15 protein-coding genes are annotated in these 16305 nt (G+C 60.2%); 10 read left to right on the forward strand and 5 right to left on the reverse strand.

Annotation, left to right across the window (positions count from 1 at the left end):
* Positions 1 to 47: 47 nt before the first annotated feature.
* Positions 48 to 329 (reverse strand): metal-sensitive transcriptional regulator, encoded by a 282-nt coding sequence (locus tag PO778_RS09955; protein ID WP_271439519.1) that lies wholly within the window; start codon positions 327 to 329, stop codon positions 48 to 50.
* A gap of 48 nt (positions 330 to 377) precedes the next feature.
* On the opposite strand from PO778_RS09955, the gene PO778_RS09960 reads away from it, so the two are divergent.
* The 6 genes from PO778_RS09960 (at position 378) to PO778_RS09985 (ending at position 9204) form a co-directional block, all read left to right on the forward strand.
* Positions 378 to 2108 (forward strand): copper resistance system multicopper oxidase, encoded by a 1731-nt coding sequence (locus tag PO778_RS09960; protein ID WP_271439520.1) that lies wholly within the window; start codon positions 378 to 380, stop codon positions 2106 to 2108.
* A complete protein-coding gene (locus tag PO778_RS09965) occupies positions 2105 to 3217 on the forward strand; it encodes a copper resistance protein B (protein ID WP_271439521.1) in 1113 nt (370 codons plus the stop codon). Before PO778_RS09960 ends, PO778_RS09965 begins: the two co-directional genes overlap by 4 nt.
* A 97-nt stretch (positions 3218 to 3314) precedes the next feature.
* The gene (locus PO778_RS09970; protein ID WP_271439522.1) at positions 3315 to 5153 is read left to right on the forward strand and encodes a DUF885 domain-containing protein; all 1839 of its coding nucleotides are present in this window, start codon (positions 3315 to 3317) and stop codon (positions 5151 to 5153) included.
* Between the two features lie 92 nt (positions 5154 to 5245).
* Positions 5246 to 5839: a biliverdin-producing heme oxygenase gene (locus PO778_RS09975; protein ID WP_271439523.1), complete on the forward strand. Its 594-nt coding sequence runs from the start codon at positions 5246 to 5248 to the stop codon at positions 5837 to 5839.
* Positions 5836 to 8376, forward strand: a complete 2541-nt coding sequence (locus tag PO778_RS09980) for an HWE histidine kinase domain-containing protein (protein WP_271439524.1) — start codon at positions 5836 to 5838, stop codon at positions 8374 to 8376. The genes PO778_RS09975 and PO778_RS09980 overlap by 4 nt, the downstream gene beginning before the upstream one ends.
* 63 nt (positions 8377 to 8439) lie before the next feature.
* The gene (locus PO778_RS09985; RefSeq protein ID WP_271439525.1) at positions 8440 to 9204 is read left to right on the forward strand and encodes an aspartyl/asparaginyl beta-hydroxylase domain-containing protein; all 765 of its coding nucleotides are present in this window, start codon (positions 8440 to 8442) and stop codon (positions 9202 to 9204) included.
* Between the two features lie 3 nt (positions 9205 to 9207).
* Here PO778_RS09985 and PO778_RS09990 read toward each other — a convergent pair whose 3' ends face one another.
* Positions 9208 to 9996: a sterol desaturase family protein gene (locus tag PO778_RS09990; RefSeq protein WP_271439526.1), complete on the reverse strand. Its 789-nt coding sequence runs from the start codon at positions 9994 to 9996 to the stop codon at positions 9208 to 9210.
* A gap of 53 nt (positions 9997 to 10049) precedes the next feature.
* On the opposite strand from PO778_RS09990, the gene PO778_RS09995 reads away from it, so the two are divergent.
* Both PO778_RS09995 and PO778_RS10000 read left to right on the forward strand, forming a co-directional pair.
* Positions 10050 to 10640, forward strand: coding sequence for a TIGR04282 family arsenosugar biosynthesis glycosyltransferase (locus PO778_RS09995; protein WP_160731358.1), 591 nt, complete (start codon positions 10050 to 10052; stop codon positions 10638 to 10640).
* Positions 10637 to 11374, forward strand: a complete 738-nt coding sequence (locus PO778_RS10000) for a glycosyltransferase (protein WP_271439527.1) — start codon at positions 10637 to 10639, stop codon at positions 11372 to 11374. The genes PO778_RS09995 and PO778_RS10000 overlap by 4 nt, the downstream gene beginning before the upstream one ends.
* A 3-nt stretch (positions 11375 to 11377) precedes the next feature.
* On the opposite strand, the gene PO778_RS10005 is transcribed toward PO778_RS10000, so the two are convergent.
* Both PO778_RS10005 and PO778_RS10010 read right to left on the reverse strand, forming a co-directional pair.
* On the reverse strand, positions 11378 to 12409 hold the full coding sequence (locus PO778_RS10005; RefSeq protein ID WP_271439528.1) for an SDR family oxidoreductase: 1032 nt from the start codon (positions 12407 to 12409) through the stop codon (positions 11378 to 11380).
* Complete coding sequence (locus tag PO778_RS10010) at positions 12406 to 13461, reverse strand: methyltransferase domain-containing protein (RefSeq protein WP_271439529.1); 1056 nt, start codon at positions 13459 to 13461, stop codon at positions 12406 to 12408. Before PO778_RS10010 ends, PO778_RS10005 begins: the two co-directional genes overlap by 4 nt.
* A 103-nt stretch (positions 13462 to 13564) precedes the next feature.
* On the opposite strand from PO778_RS10010, the gene PO778_RS10015 reads away from it, so the two are divergent.
* Positions 13565 to 14983 carry a dihydrolipoyl dehydrogenase family protein gene (locus PO778_RS10015; RefSeq protein ID WP_271439530.1) on the forward strand — a complete coding sequence of 473 codons (1419 nt, stop codon included), beginning with the start codon at positions 13565 to 13567 and terminating at the stop codon, positions 14981 to 14983.
* Positions 14980 to 15993: a radical SAM protein gene (locus tag PO778_RS10020; protein ID WP_271439531.1), complete on the forward strand. Its 1014-nt coding sequence runs from the start codon at positions 14980 to 14982 to the stop codon at positions 15991 to 15993. Before PO778_RS10015 ends, PO778_RS10020 begins: the two co-directional genes overlap by 4 nt.
* A gap of 33 nt (positions 15994 to 16026) precedes the next feature.
* Here PO778_RS10020 and PO778_RS10025 read toward each other — a convergent pair whose 3' ends face one another.
* Positions 16027 to 16296 carry a hypothetical protein gene (locus PO778_RS10025; RefSeq protein WP_160731354.1) on the reverse strand — a complete coding sequence of 90 codons (270 nt, stop codon included), beginning with the start codon at positions 16294 to 16296 and terminating at the stop codon, positions 16027 to 16029.
* Positions 16297 to 16305: the final 9 nt, after the last annotated feature.

Here is a 16305-nt window from a genome sequence, read left to right on the forward strand (position 1 = left end):
CCCGGCGGAGCGATCCGCCGGGCCTTTTCTGTTGCGGCAGCACCGGATCAGCGGCGCTTTTCGATCAGATCCACCAGCTCGGAAAATTTCTGGCGCTGCTCTTGCTCGTCACCGCTCGCGATTGCTTCAGCCACGCAGCAGGCAGCGTGCTGTTTCAGCACCCCGCTTTCGACCTTACCCAGCGCCGCCTTGACCGCTGCGATCTGGGTAAGCACGTCGATACAGTACCGATCATCTTCGATCATCCGGCCGATGCCCTTAACCTGGCCGGCAATGCGGTTTAGCCGGTTGACGTTCGATTTCGCGTCTGCGGACTGAGAATCTGGCATTGGATTTTGACCCTTTCAAATACCCTATAGGGGTATATATAGGCCCGCATGTCGCAAGTCTTCAAGCCTGCCAGCCCCCTGCTTTCGAGAAGAGGGCTGATCACCAGCACCGCCGCATTGGCCGCGGCTTCCGCGCTGCCCAGCCCGGTATGGGCAAAGGGCGGCTCCATACGCGAAGCCAGGAAAGGGTTCGGCACCTATTCGGGCGAGGATATCAACCTCTCGATCGGCAACGCGCATTTCGCCACCGGGGGTCGCAGCGGCCATGCGGTTGCCGTGGACGGGATGATCCCGGGCCCGCTGATCCGCCTTCGCGAAGGGCAGGATTTGCGCCTGCACGTGACCAACAATCTGGATGAAGACAGCTCGATCCACTGGCACGGCCTGCTGCTGCCGTTCCAGTTCGACGGCGTGCCCGGCGTCAGTTTCCCCGGGATCAAACCGGGCGAGACATTCACCTATGAATTCCCGATCCGTCAGGCCGGGACATACTGGTGGCACAGCCATTCCGGCCTGCAGGAACAGATGGGACATTACGGCCCGATCGTGATCGAGGCAAAGGACGGTTCCGACAGCGAATACGACCGCGACTATGTCGTCCTGCTCAGCGAATTCACCCCGATGCATCCGCATGAAATCATGCGCAAGCTGAAGGTCGGCGAACATTACTTCAACCGGTCGATGATGACCGCATCGGAAGGCGGCCTGTCTGGCGAGCAGCGCCGGATGTGGGGCAAGATGCGGATGAACCCGCGCGACATCGCGGACGTATCGGCATCGACCTACACCTATCTGATCAACGGCCACGGCCCGGCCGACAATCTGGAATATCTGTTCAAGCCGGGCGAAAAAGTCCGCCTGCGCATCATCAATGGCAGCGCGATGACGTTCTTCAATATGCGCATCCCCGGCGTCCCGATGACGGTCATTCAGGCCGATGGGCAGGACGTGGCCGATGTGATGGTCGATGAATTGCAGATCGGCGTTGCGGAAACTTACGATGTCGTGGTCACTCCGCCCGCCGGCAGCCATGCCATCGTGGCAGAATCGATGGACCGCAGCGGAATGGGCGTTGCCAGCCTGACTTCACATCCCGGCCACCGCGCCAGCCCCCCGCCGCTGCGCGAAGTGCCCACGCTGACCATGGCCGATATGGGCATGGGAATGGATATGGGCTCGATGGATCATTCGGGCATGGATCATGGCAGCATGAACCATTCGATGCGCGACAAGAGCCTAGTTCCAGAAGATGTAAAGGTCGGCCCGGGTGTCGACATGATCAGCCCGATGCCGGTGGACCGGATGGATTACCCCGGCCTCGGCCTCGACAATGTGCCGCACCGGGTGCTGCGCTACACCGATCTGAAGTCGAAGAAGATGAACCCGCACCGGATGCCGGAGCGTGAGATGGAAATCCATCTTACCGGCAATATGGAACGCTATATGTGGTCCTTCGACGGGAAGAAATTCACCTCGGTCACAGAGGACCCGATCCGTTTCGGTTATGACGAACGGGTGCGGGTGAAGCTGGTCAACGATACGATGATGGCGCATCCGATCCATCTCCACGGGCATTTCTTTGAACTGGTGAATGGCGGCGAGCACAACATGCACCAGCCGCGCAAACACACGGTGATCGTTCAGCCCGGCAGCAGCGCGACATTCGATCTGACCGCGGATGAGCCGGGCGACTGGGCGTTCCACTGCCACCTTTTATACCACATGCACGCGGGCATGATGCAGGTTGTCACCGTTCGCCCGTTCCCGGGGGACGCATGATGCGGATCGCCGCTGCCGCCATCCTGCTGAGCGGGGCCGCCCCGCTGACTGCGCAGGATCATCAAAGTCACGGCGCACATCAGAGCCATGGCGCTGCGCAACCATCGACCACGGACGAAGAAAACACGCCGGATCACGGTTCAATGGATCACGGCGCGATGGACCACAGTGCGATGGACCATGGTGCGATGGGCCCCAGTGCGATGGACCACGGGCAGATGGATCATGAACCCGCCGCGGATCAGAAACCCGTAGAAACCCACGGTGATATGCAACACGGCCATCCGGATGGTGCCGTGATGGATCAGAGCGGCGATCACAGCGGCATGAACCACGGGCAGATGAACCACGATGCCGCCCCCACACCGTCCGCGACGCCGCCTGCCCGCGCGCTCGACGGGCCGCGTCATGCGGCCGATGCGATCTGGGGCGATCAGGCGATGGCGTCTTCGCGCACGCAGCTGGCACGCGAAAATGGCGGGATGACCACCGGTGTGCTGATGGTCGAACGGCTGGAAGCCCGCATCGCCAGCGGCGAAGATGCAATGCTGTGGGATATCCAGGGCTGGTACGGCGGCGATCTGAACCGCGTTTTCATCAAGTCGGAAGGCGAAGGCGAGCTTGGCGGATCTGTCGAAGATGCCGAAATCCAGCTGCTTTACAGCCGGGCGATCGGCCCTTTCTTCGACCTTCAGACAGGCGCGAGGCTTGATCTGGAACCTGAAACCCGCAGCCATCTGGTGCTCGGCGTTCAGGGCCTTGCCCCTTATATGTGGCACGTCGATGCGGCGCTGTTCCTGTCCGACCGCGGCGATCTGACGGCGCGGATCGAAGGGGAATACGACCACAAAATAATCCAGCAGCTGATCCTGCAGCCGCGCGCCGAACTGGAACTGGCCGCGCAGGATATTGCCGAGCGCGATCTGGGCGCGGGACTGACGAAATTCGAAACCGGGCTGCGCCTGCGCTATGAAATCACGCGGGAATTCGCGCCCTATATCGGGGTGGGTTATGAAACGTCGCTGGGCGAAACCGCCGACATTGCCCGCGCTCAGGGCCGCGGCACGCACGGGCTGGCTTTCCTTGCCGGCATCCGCGCCTGGTTCTGATTTCGCGAAGCAGTCTGGCCGCCGCCTCTGTTCTTTTTAGCCCGGCTGCCCCATGCTGCTGCGGAGAGCGAATCCAATTCCCGAGAGGACCAAGCCGATGACCCGTATTCTAGCCGTATTGCTGGCATCCACCGCCGTTGTGAGCTGCGGGCAGCTGAACGCTGCGCCCGCGCCATTCGAATGTTCAGCCGCGAGCGAAACGGAATGCATCAACCTATGGTTCGACACTAAATTCGAGGAAGAACTTGCCTTCAGCCCGCTGCGCCAGACATCGCTTGGGCTGAAAACCGACTATGACAAGATCGACGATCTGAGCGTCGAGGCGGAACAGCGGCAGCTCGATTGGTGGCAAGACACCACCGCCGAAATGGAAGCGAATTTCGATTACGACGAACTGTCCGATGACGCGAAGCTTTCGTGGGATATGTGGCAATTCCGCAAGGATCAGGTCGAGCAGGCGGCAGATTTCCGCAATCAGGCCTACATTCTCCACCAGATGAACGGCGCGCATTCCGCCCTGCCCAGCTTCCTGATCAGCCAGCACCGGGTCGATAGCGAAGCCGACATGACCGCGTTCATTTCCCGGATTTCCGGTATCGGCACAGCGATCGACCAATTGCTGGTCAGGGCGCAAAGCAATGCCGCAGCAGGCACGCGCCCACCGCAATTCTCCTACGACGCGGTGATTGCCGAATCCCGCAAGATCACCAGCGGCGCGCCGTTTGGCGATGGCGAGGCATCCGCGCTCTGGACTGCCAGCGAAGGCCACCTCGCCAAGCTGGTCGAGGACGGTACCATCACCGAAACCCGCGCGGACGAACTGCGTGAACAGGCCCGCACTGCACTGACGCAGGACTTGCAGCCTGCCTATCAGCGGGTGATCGACTGGTTCACCGAAGACAAAGAGAACGCCGATGCAGAAGCGAAAGGCGTAAGCGAACTGGCAGACGGCGCGGAATTCTACAATTTCCGCCTGAACCAGATGACCACGACATCGCTGACTGCAGACGAGATTCACGAGATCGGCCTGTCGGAAGTAGCCCGCATTCGCGGCGAAATGGAAACGATCAAGAACGCGGTCGGCTTCGATGGGGACTTGCAGGCATTCTTCACATTCATGCGGGAAGACGACCAGTTCTATTTCTCCGACGATGACAAAGGCGCGCAGGATTACATCGACGCTGCTGAGGAACACCTTGCCTTCATCAAGACGCGGCTGCCCGATTATTTCGGCATTCTGCCTAAGGCACCGCTTGAGGTCCGGCGTGTGGAGCCGTTCCGCGAACAGGATGGTGCCGCCCAGCATTACCGCCCGGGCACACCAGATGGCTCGCGCCCCGGCATTTATTACGCGCACCTTTCAGATATGCGCGCCATGTCGATCCCCAGCCTCGAAGTGATCGCCTATCACGAAGGCAATCCCGGACATCACATGCAGCTTTCAATCGCACAGGAACTGACTGGCGTGCCGAAATTCCGTGCGCAGGGCGGGTATATTCCGGCCTTCGGAGAGGGCTGGGGTCTCTATTCGGAGAAACTGGCCAAGGAGATGGGCGCCTATAAGGACCCGTATTCTGACTTTGGCCGCCTGACGACGGAAATGTGGCGCGCGATCAGGCTGGTGGTGGACACCGGCATCCACTCCAAAGGTTGGAGCGAACAGCAGTCGGTCGATTATTTCCTGGCCAATTCGCCCATCCCGGAAGCGGCGGTGAAATCCGAAGTGCGCCGCTATATCGTCATGCCCGGACAGGCGACCGCCTATAAGATCGGCATGATCAAGATCCAGGAACTTCGCGCAGAGGCGGAACAGGCGCTGGGCGACAAATTCGACATTCGCGGTTTCCACGATACGGTTTTGGGCGGCGGCCCGGTGCCGCTGGACCTGCTGGAAAAGCGGGTCGACCAATGGGTTGCGAAAATGCAGGCGGGCTAAACCTGAATCCATCAGCCCGCGTCCATTAAACAGCAATATTTCAGGCACTAATACTGATCTGGAGCGTAGTGTTCTGACAGGGTCGAGGATTTGTGCGTATCGGGTTGCTAGCTGAGGTTGATGGTGGACCAAAGGTTGACGGAGAGAAATCTCTGTCGGCCCGCTTTGCCTTGCGCGAAGCAACTTCGGCCGAACATGAACTGACCGAACTGGCATTTGAGAAGTTCGATCTGGCCAACCCCGCCGATTACACAGCCTTCCTGACGGTCCACCGCGCCGCCCTGGCCGAGCTTGAACCAGGGCTTCAACATGCCGGATGGAGCGAGTGGAAGCCGCGCCTGCCGATGGCCGCAGACGATTTGCTCACCTTGTCAGGCGAAACCCATGTCTCGCCTTGCAGCGCTGATAGACAGTATGATGATGCCGCCGCATGGGGGGTCCAATATGTGCTGGAAGGGTCACGCTTGGGCGGCCAGATACTTTGTCAGCGCATACCCACAGGCTCGCCGCGTTCCTATCTTGCGTCAACTCCGGAAACAGGCAGAAACTGGCGCGCTTTCTGCGATGCGCTGGACGAACAGGCACAGCAGCATCCAACCGCATGGCTGGACCGGGCGCTGACGGGCGCCAAGTCTGCTTTCCGGACATTTCAAACTCTTGCTCACAAGTCGGAATCTTCTGAATGAATAATCTTTTACCCGCCGACGAGAAGATCGGACTTACAAATTGCGATCGTGAACCGATCCACACCCCGGGCGGCATTCAGCCAATCGGATTCCTGATCGCCACCAGCGCAGACTGGATTGTCCAGCGCGCAGCCAATACGCTGGATCATCTTGGGGTCGCAGCCGCTGACCTGCCAGGAAAACCGCTGAGCGGTCTCCTCCAGAAATCGGCAATCGACAAAATTCGTTCGCGCATTGCTCTGCTCCGTTCAAAAGACGCGGTTGAACGGATGTTCGACGTGCCGCTGGTGGACGGGGGCAACCCCTACGACATCGCCGTGCATTTTTCCGACAACGCAGTGATCGTCGAGTGCGAACCGGCGCAGGGTGATCAGGTCGAAGTGTCATCTCTGGTGCGCAGTTCGCTCACCCGGCTCGGCAGTTGCAAGGATGTTTCGGCACTGCTGAAAGAGGGCGCGCGCCAATTTCGTTCGCTGATGAGTTACGACCGCGTAATGATGTACCGCTTCGCAGAAGACGGCAGCGGCGAAGTGGTCTCGCAATCGCTTGCACCGGACATCGATAGTTATATCGGGCTCAATTTTCCCGCCACCGACATTCCGCAGCAGGCACGCGCTCTCTATCTGCGAAACACCTTCCGGATCATCGCCGATGTGCAGGGCGAAGCTGTGCCTATCGAACCCACGGGCGAAGGAAAACCGCTCGACCTGTCGCTCGCTTTGTTCAGGGCAGTGTCGCCGATCCACCTTGAATATTTGCGCAACATGGGGGTTGGTGCGTCGCTGTCTGTCTCAATCGTGGTCGATGGCAAATTATGGGGCATGATCGTGTGCCACCATGACAGCCCGAGGCTTCCCAGCTTTGCCGAACGCAGCGCGGCAGAACTGTTCGGGCAGATTTTCTCGCTTCAGATCGAAAGCAAGCTTCGCGAGCAGATCTCGGAAAGTGAACGCAGGGCGCGCCATGTGTCGAACCGGCTAATGAGTGCAGCAGCGCAGGACAAGGATCGGCTCGCAGATGCCGACTGGCTGAGCGAACTGTTGCCCCGGGCTATCGAATGCGATGGCGTAGGCGTCCATGTTGAAGGCACGACCGCGCTTAGCGGGCTGGCCCCGACCAAGGCGCAGTTCATGAAACTGGTCGATGCACTGAACCGCCGCGATGCCCAGACGATCCAGCACACCAGCCGGATTGCTGAATTCTCGCCCGAGCTCGCCAGTTCCAACTCGCCACTCGGCGGGATGCTGTCGATCCCCATTTCACGACGCCCACGCGATTATCTGATCCTGTTCCGCGAGGAAAAACTGCGTTCCGTGCGCTGGGCCGGCGATCAGGCCAAATCTGTCGAACAAGGCGAGGACGGCCCTCGCCTGACCCCGCGCAAGAGCTTCGAGGAATGGTCCGAACTGGTCCGCGGAACTTCGGAACCGTTCTCTCCATCTGACGTCCGCACAGCTGAATCGCTGCGTACAACGCTGCTCGAAGTGGTTCTGCATCTTAGTGAAGAAGCGAACGAAGACCGCAAGCGTGCGGCCGAGCAACAGCAATTGCTGATCGCGGAACTCAATCACCGGGTCCGCAATATCCTTGCGCTCATCCGGGCGCTTATGGCGCAAACGAAGCGCGAAGGCGGGACCATCGACGAAGTGGTCGATACACTGGAAAGCAGGGTCAAGGCTTTGGCCAACGCGCACGACCTGCTGACTGCAGAAAACTGGGTCCCCGCAAGCTTCAAAGAGATTCTGAAAGTCGAATTTTCGGCCTATCTATCCAAGGGTAGCGACCGCGTTCGGCTGTCGGGTCCGGCAGTTTCGATCAAGCCACAGGCCGTGCCTATCGTTGCGCTGGTTATCCATGAAATGGCTACCAATGCGGCCAAGTACGGCGCACTGAGCGACAGCGGATCGGTCAATATCGATTGGTCGGTGGACGCTGACGGGCATTTGCACTTCACATGGAAGGAAGCCGGCGGCCCGATGGTCGAACCTCCATCGCGCAAGGGGTTCGGAACTACCGTGATATCAAGCTCCATCCCGCACGAGCTGGGCGGAGAGGCCGATGTCAATTACAAGCCCTCCGGCTTGCAGGCACAATTCTGCATTCCCGAAAGGCATATTGTCGCGCAGGAACCGGTTGCCAGCGCTGCAATGCCGCAATCTCCCGCATCAGGCTCGGCAGATGTGCTCAAGGGCAAGACTGTCCTGCTGGTCGAAGATAGCATGATCATCGCACTCGATGCGGAAGACAAATTGCGCGAGCTGGGGGCAGACAATGTACTGCTGGCCGCGAGCATTGACCGGGCCGCCGAAATGATGCGATCCGAGAAAATCGATGTGGCCATGCTTGACTTCAACCTTGGGCAGGAAACCAGCCTGCCCATTGCCGAACAGCTCACGAAAACGAATGTGCCATTCTTTTTCGCTTCGGGTTATGGCGGCGACGATGTCGTACCGCCGGAATTTTCGGCGATACCGCTGGTAGTCAAACCCTACACACTCGAACAAATCGCAGTCGCAGCTGCCAACGCGCTCGCTTAGGCAATCGCTGGCGGCGTCGCGTTTTTCCAAGGCTGGCGCCTGCAAGCCTGATAGCATTGCGGCATGTACCAGCCGCCTCGCCAGAGGGGGGTCGCGCCCGATCCGCAACATGCGGAGCATTACGTTCGCCCTAGGCAAAAGCCGCTGGTCAGGATCGGAAAACGGCTTCGCGATCCGGTGAACCGGTTTCTGGCGGGACAATCCTTGATTGGCGACACCCCGGTGATCGACGCCCGGCTGATCCCCGGATTAAACGAAGTTGCCAGGGAATGGAGCGCGATGCGGGATGAGATCATCCCGCTGATGCGTGAAAGAGAGATAATCCCCCCGCTCGGCAAGATTTCGCCAGACCATAGGCGCATTGCGTCCTCGCCAGCATGGAAGAGCTTCTTTTTCCAGGGATACGGGTATCACGCTGCAGGCAATCAGGCGCGCTGCCCGCTGATTGCCGACGCGATCAGCCGGGTCCCCGGCGTCGTTGTCGCATTCCTATCGATCATGGAACCGGGGACGCATGTTCCCCGGCACCGTGGATTGACCAAATCATGGCTCAATTGCCACTTGCCCCTGATGTTGCCGAAAGATGGGAAACGCTGCGAAATCGCTGTCGATGGCACAACGCATCAATGGCGCGAAGGCGAATGGTTTGTGTTCGATGAAACCTATCCGCATGAGGTTTGGAACATGTCGGATGAACCCCGCGTCATGTTGCTGTTGCAGGTCCAGCGGGACATGAAGCTGCCCGGCAGAATTGCAACCCGGATGCTATACCACGCGATAAGGCGCTCCAGCTTTGTCGGCGATGTGAAGAATGCAGTTGGCGCTTAGAGATCAGCGCTGGCGCGGTACCTCGCGAAACGGTGCCCCAAGCGACTGATCAATCGGGACATCGTTACCTGAAAACTGTTCGTACACACCGATATCGATCTCGTCCTGCGGCGGCGAGCTGCGATAGGTCCCGTGCAGCCTGTCCCAGAAACTGAGCCCGCTGGTGTAATTGCTGTCCCGCTCTGCCTTGATGCTGGAATGGTGGATGCCGTGCATTTCCGGTGTGGTCAGCACCTTTGCCAGCGTCTCGTCCGTACGGCCGGGCAGTTTCATGTTCGAATGATGGAACAGAATCGAAAAGTTGAAGAAATTGCGCCACCAGCGCAGTGATTTGGGGGTTGCGCCCGATAGCCGCACCTGAACCAGCCGCCACGGAAGCGAAACCAGCATATCAAGCGGGTGAAAGCGGACCGCCGTGCTCGCGTCCATGTCCGGATCGATATGATGCACCCTGTGAAAGCGCCACAGGAACGGAACCTTGTGGGTGGCGACGTGCCACCAGTAAAATCCGTAATCCATCGCTGCGATCCCGCCGATAAGGCGCAAGGGGCGCGGCAGCTTCTGCGCGAAACCGCGCTTCCCGGCCAGATTGCCGCGCGCGATGGCTTGGGTCAGCGGTTCCTCAACTGCAGCCACGATCACCGCGCACCCGGCACCCAGCGCTGCGTTGCGCAGGTTCCGCGGAATGGCCGGCTTGTCCTGATGCCGTAGCGGACGCTTGCGCTCTGCCAGCAAAATTCCGCCAACTACTGCGCCTGCAGCAACCATAATCGCTAGCTTACCAGATTTCATGGTCCCACATTGCCTTATGGCGCGCCCGCAGTCGAGCAGTTAGAGAATGGGTCATGCTTAACCCCGAAGCGATGCCGCTAATCCGAATTTTCTGCCGCTGGCCTGAACCGGGCAAGGCCAAAACCCGCCTGATCCCCGGGTTCGGAGCGGCTGGTGCTGCGGCAATCTATACCAAACTGCTGGCGCATACAGTGGAAGTCGCAAGGGCGAGCGGCGTTCCGTTCGAACTGCGCGTCACCGGCGCTCCGATCGATCAGTTCAAGCGCGGCCTGGGCGAAGATTTGCGCGTGGTCGATCAAGGGGGCGGTGACCTGACCGACAAATTGGCCCGCGTGCCCGCGCCTGCGATCCTGATTGGCAGCGACTGCCCCGGCCTCACCCCCGCCGTGTTGCAGGCCGCCCGCGACACCTTGCAAAGCGAAGACATGGTAATCGGCCCGGCCAGCGACGGCGGATATTACCTGCTCGGCTACAATGAACCTGCAGAGTTCGCCTTCACCGACATGGCTTGGAGCACGCAAAGTGTCTTTGCCGATACGGTCAGCCGCTTTGTAAAGCAGGGGATCAGGCCCGCCGTTCTGCCCGAGCTGAGCGACATCGATACTGCAGCCGATCTTGAAAACTGGCCGGATTTCCTGCCGTGACAGCAGCAGACCAGCAAGTTGGCATCGTGCTTCCAGTGCTGAACGAGCAGCAGGCCCTCCCGGACATGTTCGATGTTCTGCGCGGCCTGAACCCCGCGCCTGCGGAAGTTCTGTTTGTCGATGGCGGCAGCACCGATGCCAGCTGCGACCTGATCCGCGAGGCGGGTTTTCGTGTGCTGGAAACCGCGACCGGGCGGGCGGTCCAGATAAATGCAGGGGTTGCCGCGGTGCAGGCAGAACTTGTCTGCATCCTGCACGCCGACACCGCCCCACCTGGCGACATGGTGCAGGTGATCCGCGACACCATGGCCGATCGCAGGATCGCTCTCGCCAGCTTTACCCCGCTAATCAAGGGGCCTGACAAGACCCGCTGGGTCACCACGTTCCACAACTGGATCAAGACATGGTACGCGCCGCTGATCACCCGGCCGCACCTGTTTATCCGCGGTGTCCGGCTGCTGTTCGGGGATCACGCGATGTTTTTTCGCCGCCGCCAGTTTCTGGAAATCGGTGGCTGCACCCCCAGCGATGCAGTGATGGAAGAGGCGGATTTGTGCGTGAAATTCGCCCGCCTCGGGAAGATCAGGATGGTGCGACGCTGGGTCCAGACATCTGACCGGCGGATCGCGGCATGGGGCCCGCTGAAAGCCAACTGGATTTATTTCAAGGTCGGCATCCTGTGGGCCGTTGGTGCACGCTCGCGCATGGCGAAAGATTACCCCGATATCCGCTAGGTGTTATTCGGCAGCGATTTCTGCCCCGGCAAGAAACCCCACATCCACGCAATATTGAATCAGCTGATGCAGATATTCCGGCCCGGTCGCAGGACAAACCAGACCGGTCATTTCCTGCGCGGCGCGGTCATCGAATTGCGGATTGCGCTGAAAATAGCTGGCGTAGAGACCCGCCACCCGCTTGTAGAGGCGCCGTTCGAGCGGCGGCAGAACTGACGGGTCGAAATTGTCCGGTTCGACCAATTGGGGCCGGTGAAACTGAGGGAAAGCCGCGATCCCGTCGGTAAAAGCCTGCACCGGGATCGGCGTGCCAGACACCAGGTGATAGGCCCCGCCCTGCGCCCGGCGCATATTGCCGGCCAGTGCGGTTATGCCCGCCGCGACATGATCGAGCGGCACGAAATCGAGCGTTGCGCCGCTGCGTGCAGGCATGTGACGCACGCGCCCTTCCGCGATCAGTTTGAAGGCCGCATAGGTGGTGTCGAATTGCCGAATGCGTCCTGTGCCGCTTTCACCCACTACGATGCTGGGCCGGGCAATCGCGAACGGCACACCGCTGGCGCGGACCAGTTTCTCGGCAGAGGCCTTGCTTGCCTCGTATCCATTGGCGAACCCGCGATCGGGCACACGGTCTTCTTCCAGAATGCGGCCATCGCGCGTGCCGCAGACATAGGCTGTGCTGACGTGCAGGATCGGCATTTCGCCCGATCGGGCAAATTCCAGCGCATTGGCAGCGCCGCCGGTGTTCACGGCACGGTATGTTTCTTCATCCAGATCGAACCTGACCGTGGCCGCGCAGTGGATCAGCAGATCGTGGCCGCCCGTCAGCCGGTCCCACTCGCTCTTGTCCCAGCCGAACAGAGGCTTTGACACATCGCCTGTGACGACCTCATCAGGCTGAACTTCACTGCCGTCATTGGCGCGAATGTCGCGGTTGCTGTGCACCATTGCGGTCACGCTGTGACCTTGGGCCAACAGGCGCGCAGCAACTTCGCCGCCGATCAGGCCGGCGGCTCCGGTCAGGAAAATTTTCAACAGCAGGCTGCCGGGGCTGCAGAACCGGCATCACCAGCGTCGGTGAACGGCATGGCGACTCCGCAATCGGGGAATACCCCGTAATGCTTGCTGAAATCGCCGATGAAGGTGAAGTGGTCTGCAAAACGCGTATCGGCGAGCATTTTCCAGCTGTTGCCGCAGATCGGGAAAATCCGCCCGGCTTCGATATGGTGATGATCGTCCAGCTCGAAAATGCGTTCCTGCCCCTTGACCGTGCCTTTGTAGATTACCGCCTGGCCGTAATCCTCGCACTGCATTTCAAGTTCGGGCAGTTTGAACAGCCGGAAGGTCGCGGAATGGAATTCGATACCGTTCAGTTTCGCCGCAACTTCGGCATCCCCGATGGCCAGCGGCCTGCTGAACACCAGCCGCGGATCGAGGAAACCGGCTTTCTTGGCGTGGTCGATGAAATCGCCCCAATACAGCGCGCCGGACAGGCATTCGCCGTGCAGCACGGGATCGTTCTGCAGGTCAGGCGGCACCCGGCGATCCGAATACACGTCTGAAAAATACAGCTCACCGCCCGGTTTCAGCAGGCGGTAGGCGGCAGAGAATACAGCCTGTTTGTCAGCCACCAGATTGATCACGCAGTTCGACACGATCACGTCATAATGGTTTTCCGGCAGGCCCAGTTCGTCGAGCTTCTCGATATCGCCTTCCACGAACATCACGTTGGATTTCTGGTACCCGAACCGGGCCCGGTGCCATTCGAGATGTTCGTTGGCCACGGCCAGTTGCTCTGGCGTGGTGTCGACGCCGGTTACCGTACCCTGTTCGCCGACAATCTGCGCGAGGATGTAGGCATCCTGTCCGCTGCCCGAGCCAAGGTCGAGGATATGCGCCCCGCCGATGGCCTGCGGGCTGACCAAGCCGCACCCGTAATACCGCGCGCGCACTTCATCATGCACATTGCGCATCGCGTCCATGACGGCTGGCGGCGGTGCTTCGGTGGTGCAGCAGGCATCGGTTTTGAGATCGTCCGACCCGCCAAGCACCTTGCCGTAATAATCACGGCTGTTTTCGATATTCATGTAACCAAGTTTCTCCGGACCACGAAGTGCAGGCCACTACCAATGCGGCCGCCGACACAAAAGGTTTCGTTTGCAGGCCATAGTTGGTTACGGAGAGGGCACAATGAAATTTACCCATGATGTGATCGTAATCGGCGGCGGTGCCGCCGGCCTTACCGCGGCTGGCGGATGTGCGCTGTTCGGACTGAAGGTCGCCTTGATCGAAGGCAACAAGATGGGCGGCGAATGCCTCAACAATGGCTGCGTGCCCAGCAAGGCGCTGATCACCGCAGCGAAGCGCGCGCAGGAAGCGCGGGAGGAAAAACGTTACGGCGTGCAGCTGGCCGCCCCGACCGTCCACTGGGCCGGGGTGCACAAGCACATCCATGATGCGATCGCGCATATCGAACCGCACGATTCAAAAGAAACGTTCGAGGAAATGGGCTGCGAGGTAATCCTGGGCCGGGCGATGATCACCGGCAGGCAATCTGTCGAGGTTGGCGGGCGCACGCTAACCGCCCCGCGCATTGTTATCGCCACCGGGTCCGAACCGTTCGTACCGCCGATAGAGGGGCTGGATAGCACACCCTATCTGACCAATGAAAACCTGTTCGACCTGACCGAGCAGCCGGGCCACCTGGTCATAATCGGCGGCGGAGTGATCGGCATGGAAATGGCGCAAAGTTTCCGCAGGCTGGGCAGCGAAGTTACCGTGATCGAACCGGGCGCGCCAATGGGCCGCGACGACAGGGAATCGGTCCAGGTGGTAATTGATACCATGACGGATGAAGGCGTCCTTTTCGTGAAGGGCAAGGCGCAGAGGGTCAGCGGCACTGCGGGGAACATCACCGTCAGCACCGACAGCGACGAGACAATTACGGGCACGCATCTGCTGATCGCGGTTGGCCGCAAGGCGCGCGTTTCAGGCTACGGACTGGAAGCGCTGGGCATGGAACTGGCGAAAAACGGGATCAAGGTCGATGACCGCCGCCGCACTTCGGTCAAAGGCATTTATGCCATTGGCGATTGCCGCGACGGGCCGCGCCTTACCCATGTTTCGGGCTATGAAGGGTCGAACGTGGCGCTGGAAATCGTCACCGGCCTGCCGACCAAGGTCGACTGGAAGGCACTGCCGTGGTGCACCTATACCGAGCCGGAGGTCGCCCAAATCGGCATGACCGAAAGCGACGCCCGCAAACAGTTCGGCGACAAGATCACCGTGGTGAAGGAAGCCTTTGCCGACAACGAACGCGCCATCGCCGAAGACGCGACGAAAGGGCATCTGAAAGTCGTGCTGAAAGGCAAGAAAGTGCTCGGCGCCAGCATCGTCGGCAAGAATGCCGGTGAATTGCTGCTGCCCTTCACGCAGACGATCACCGGCAAAAGCAGCACGTTTGCACTGGGCAGCGCGATCATCAGCTATCCCACCCGCAGCGAGATTTCCAAGGCCGCAGCCTTCGCCGCATGGGAACCGACCGTGTTCGGCAGCCTGCCCAAGAAATACGCGGCCTTCGTCGCGAAAATGCGCCGGATGTTCAATTGACCGAGACACGCACGCAAACGCGCGCCCAATCGCGCACGCAGTCTCGCAACGCGCCGCAAGGCCCGTCTCCATTCCGGGTTGAAGCAGAGGCGCTGCCGAGCGAGAAATTCTCCGACCCGCAATGGACCGCCAAGGGGGAGCGGCGCGCGTCGGTGCCGCTGAAAACGCTCGAAACGCTGTGGTTCAACACCGGCACGCTGTGCAATCTGGCCTGCGCGACCTGCTATATCGAAAGCAGCCCGACCAATGACGCGCTGATTTATATCGGCGCGGAAGATGTTTCGCGCTTCCTCGATGAAGCGCAGGATATGGGCACGCGCGAAATCGGTTTCACCGGCGGCGAGCCGTTCATGAACCCGCAGTTCCTGCCCATGCTGGAAGACACGCTGGCACGGGGTTTCGAGGCACTGGTGCTGAGCAATGCGATGAAACCGATGCGCCGGCATGAAGCGGCTCTGCTGGATCTTCGCGAACGTTACGGCGACAGGCTGACGATCCGCGTAAGCCTGGATCATCACACGCAATCCGGACACGAGGGCGAACGCGGCCCGCGCAGCTGGGAACCGGGCCTCGCGGGCCTGAAATGGCTGTCGGAAAATGGTTTCAGCATCGCAGTTGCGGGCCGGCTGCTGCCCGGCGAGGGCATGGGCGATGCCCGCGAAGGCTATGCCCGCCTGTTCGCCGCCGAGAACATCCGCGTGGACGCACACGACCCCATGCGTCTGGTGCTGTTCCCCGAGATGGACGAGACGAAGGACATCGCCGAAATCACCACCGACTGCTGGGGCATCCTCGGCAAATCACCGGCGGATATCATGTGCGCCACCAGCCGCATGGTCGTCCACCGCAAGGGCGAGCCCGCCCCCCGCGTGGCCGCCTGCACCCTGATCCCCTACGACAAGGGTTTCGACATGGGCGAGACGCTGGCCGAGGCAAGCAGCGAGGTCGCGCTCAACCACCCGCATTGCGCACGATTCTGCGTGCTGGGCGGGGCGAGCTGTTCGGCTTGAGAATTCTGCTTTTGGTTTGCAAGGCAAACGCTCTCACAAACGACTGAATGCGATGGTTTCGCTTTCAGCAAACGGCGGCTGGGAGACCGCCGCAAACCAGTCAGCCTGGAAGCTAGGCAGTCCTTGAAGATAGTCGATCAGCAAATCCCAGCCCTTAAGTTCCTCATGAAACGTCCAGACCCGATCGCCAACCACGACTTCGCAGCAAATTAGGTCAGTCGTAACTTCGTCGCGCTTATAGAATGTGACTTTGACCACATTCGCGAGCGGAAATTGAGAAAGAATATCTGCATCGATACCCATGTAAGCGGG

The sequence above is a fragment of the Pontixanthobacter luteolus genome (assembly GCF_947494915.1).
In the GTDB taxonomy this organism is placed as follows: domain Bacteria; phylum Pseudomonadota; class Alphaproteobacteria; order Sphingomonadales; family Sphingomonadaceae; genus Pontixanthobacter; species Pontixanthobacter luteolus.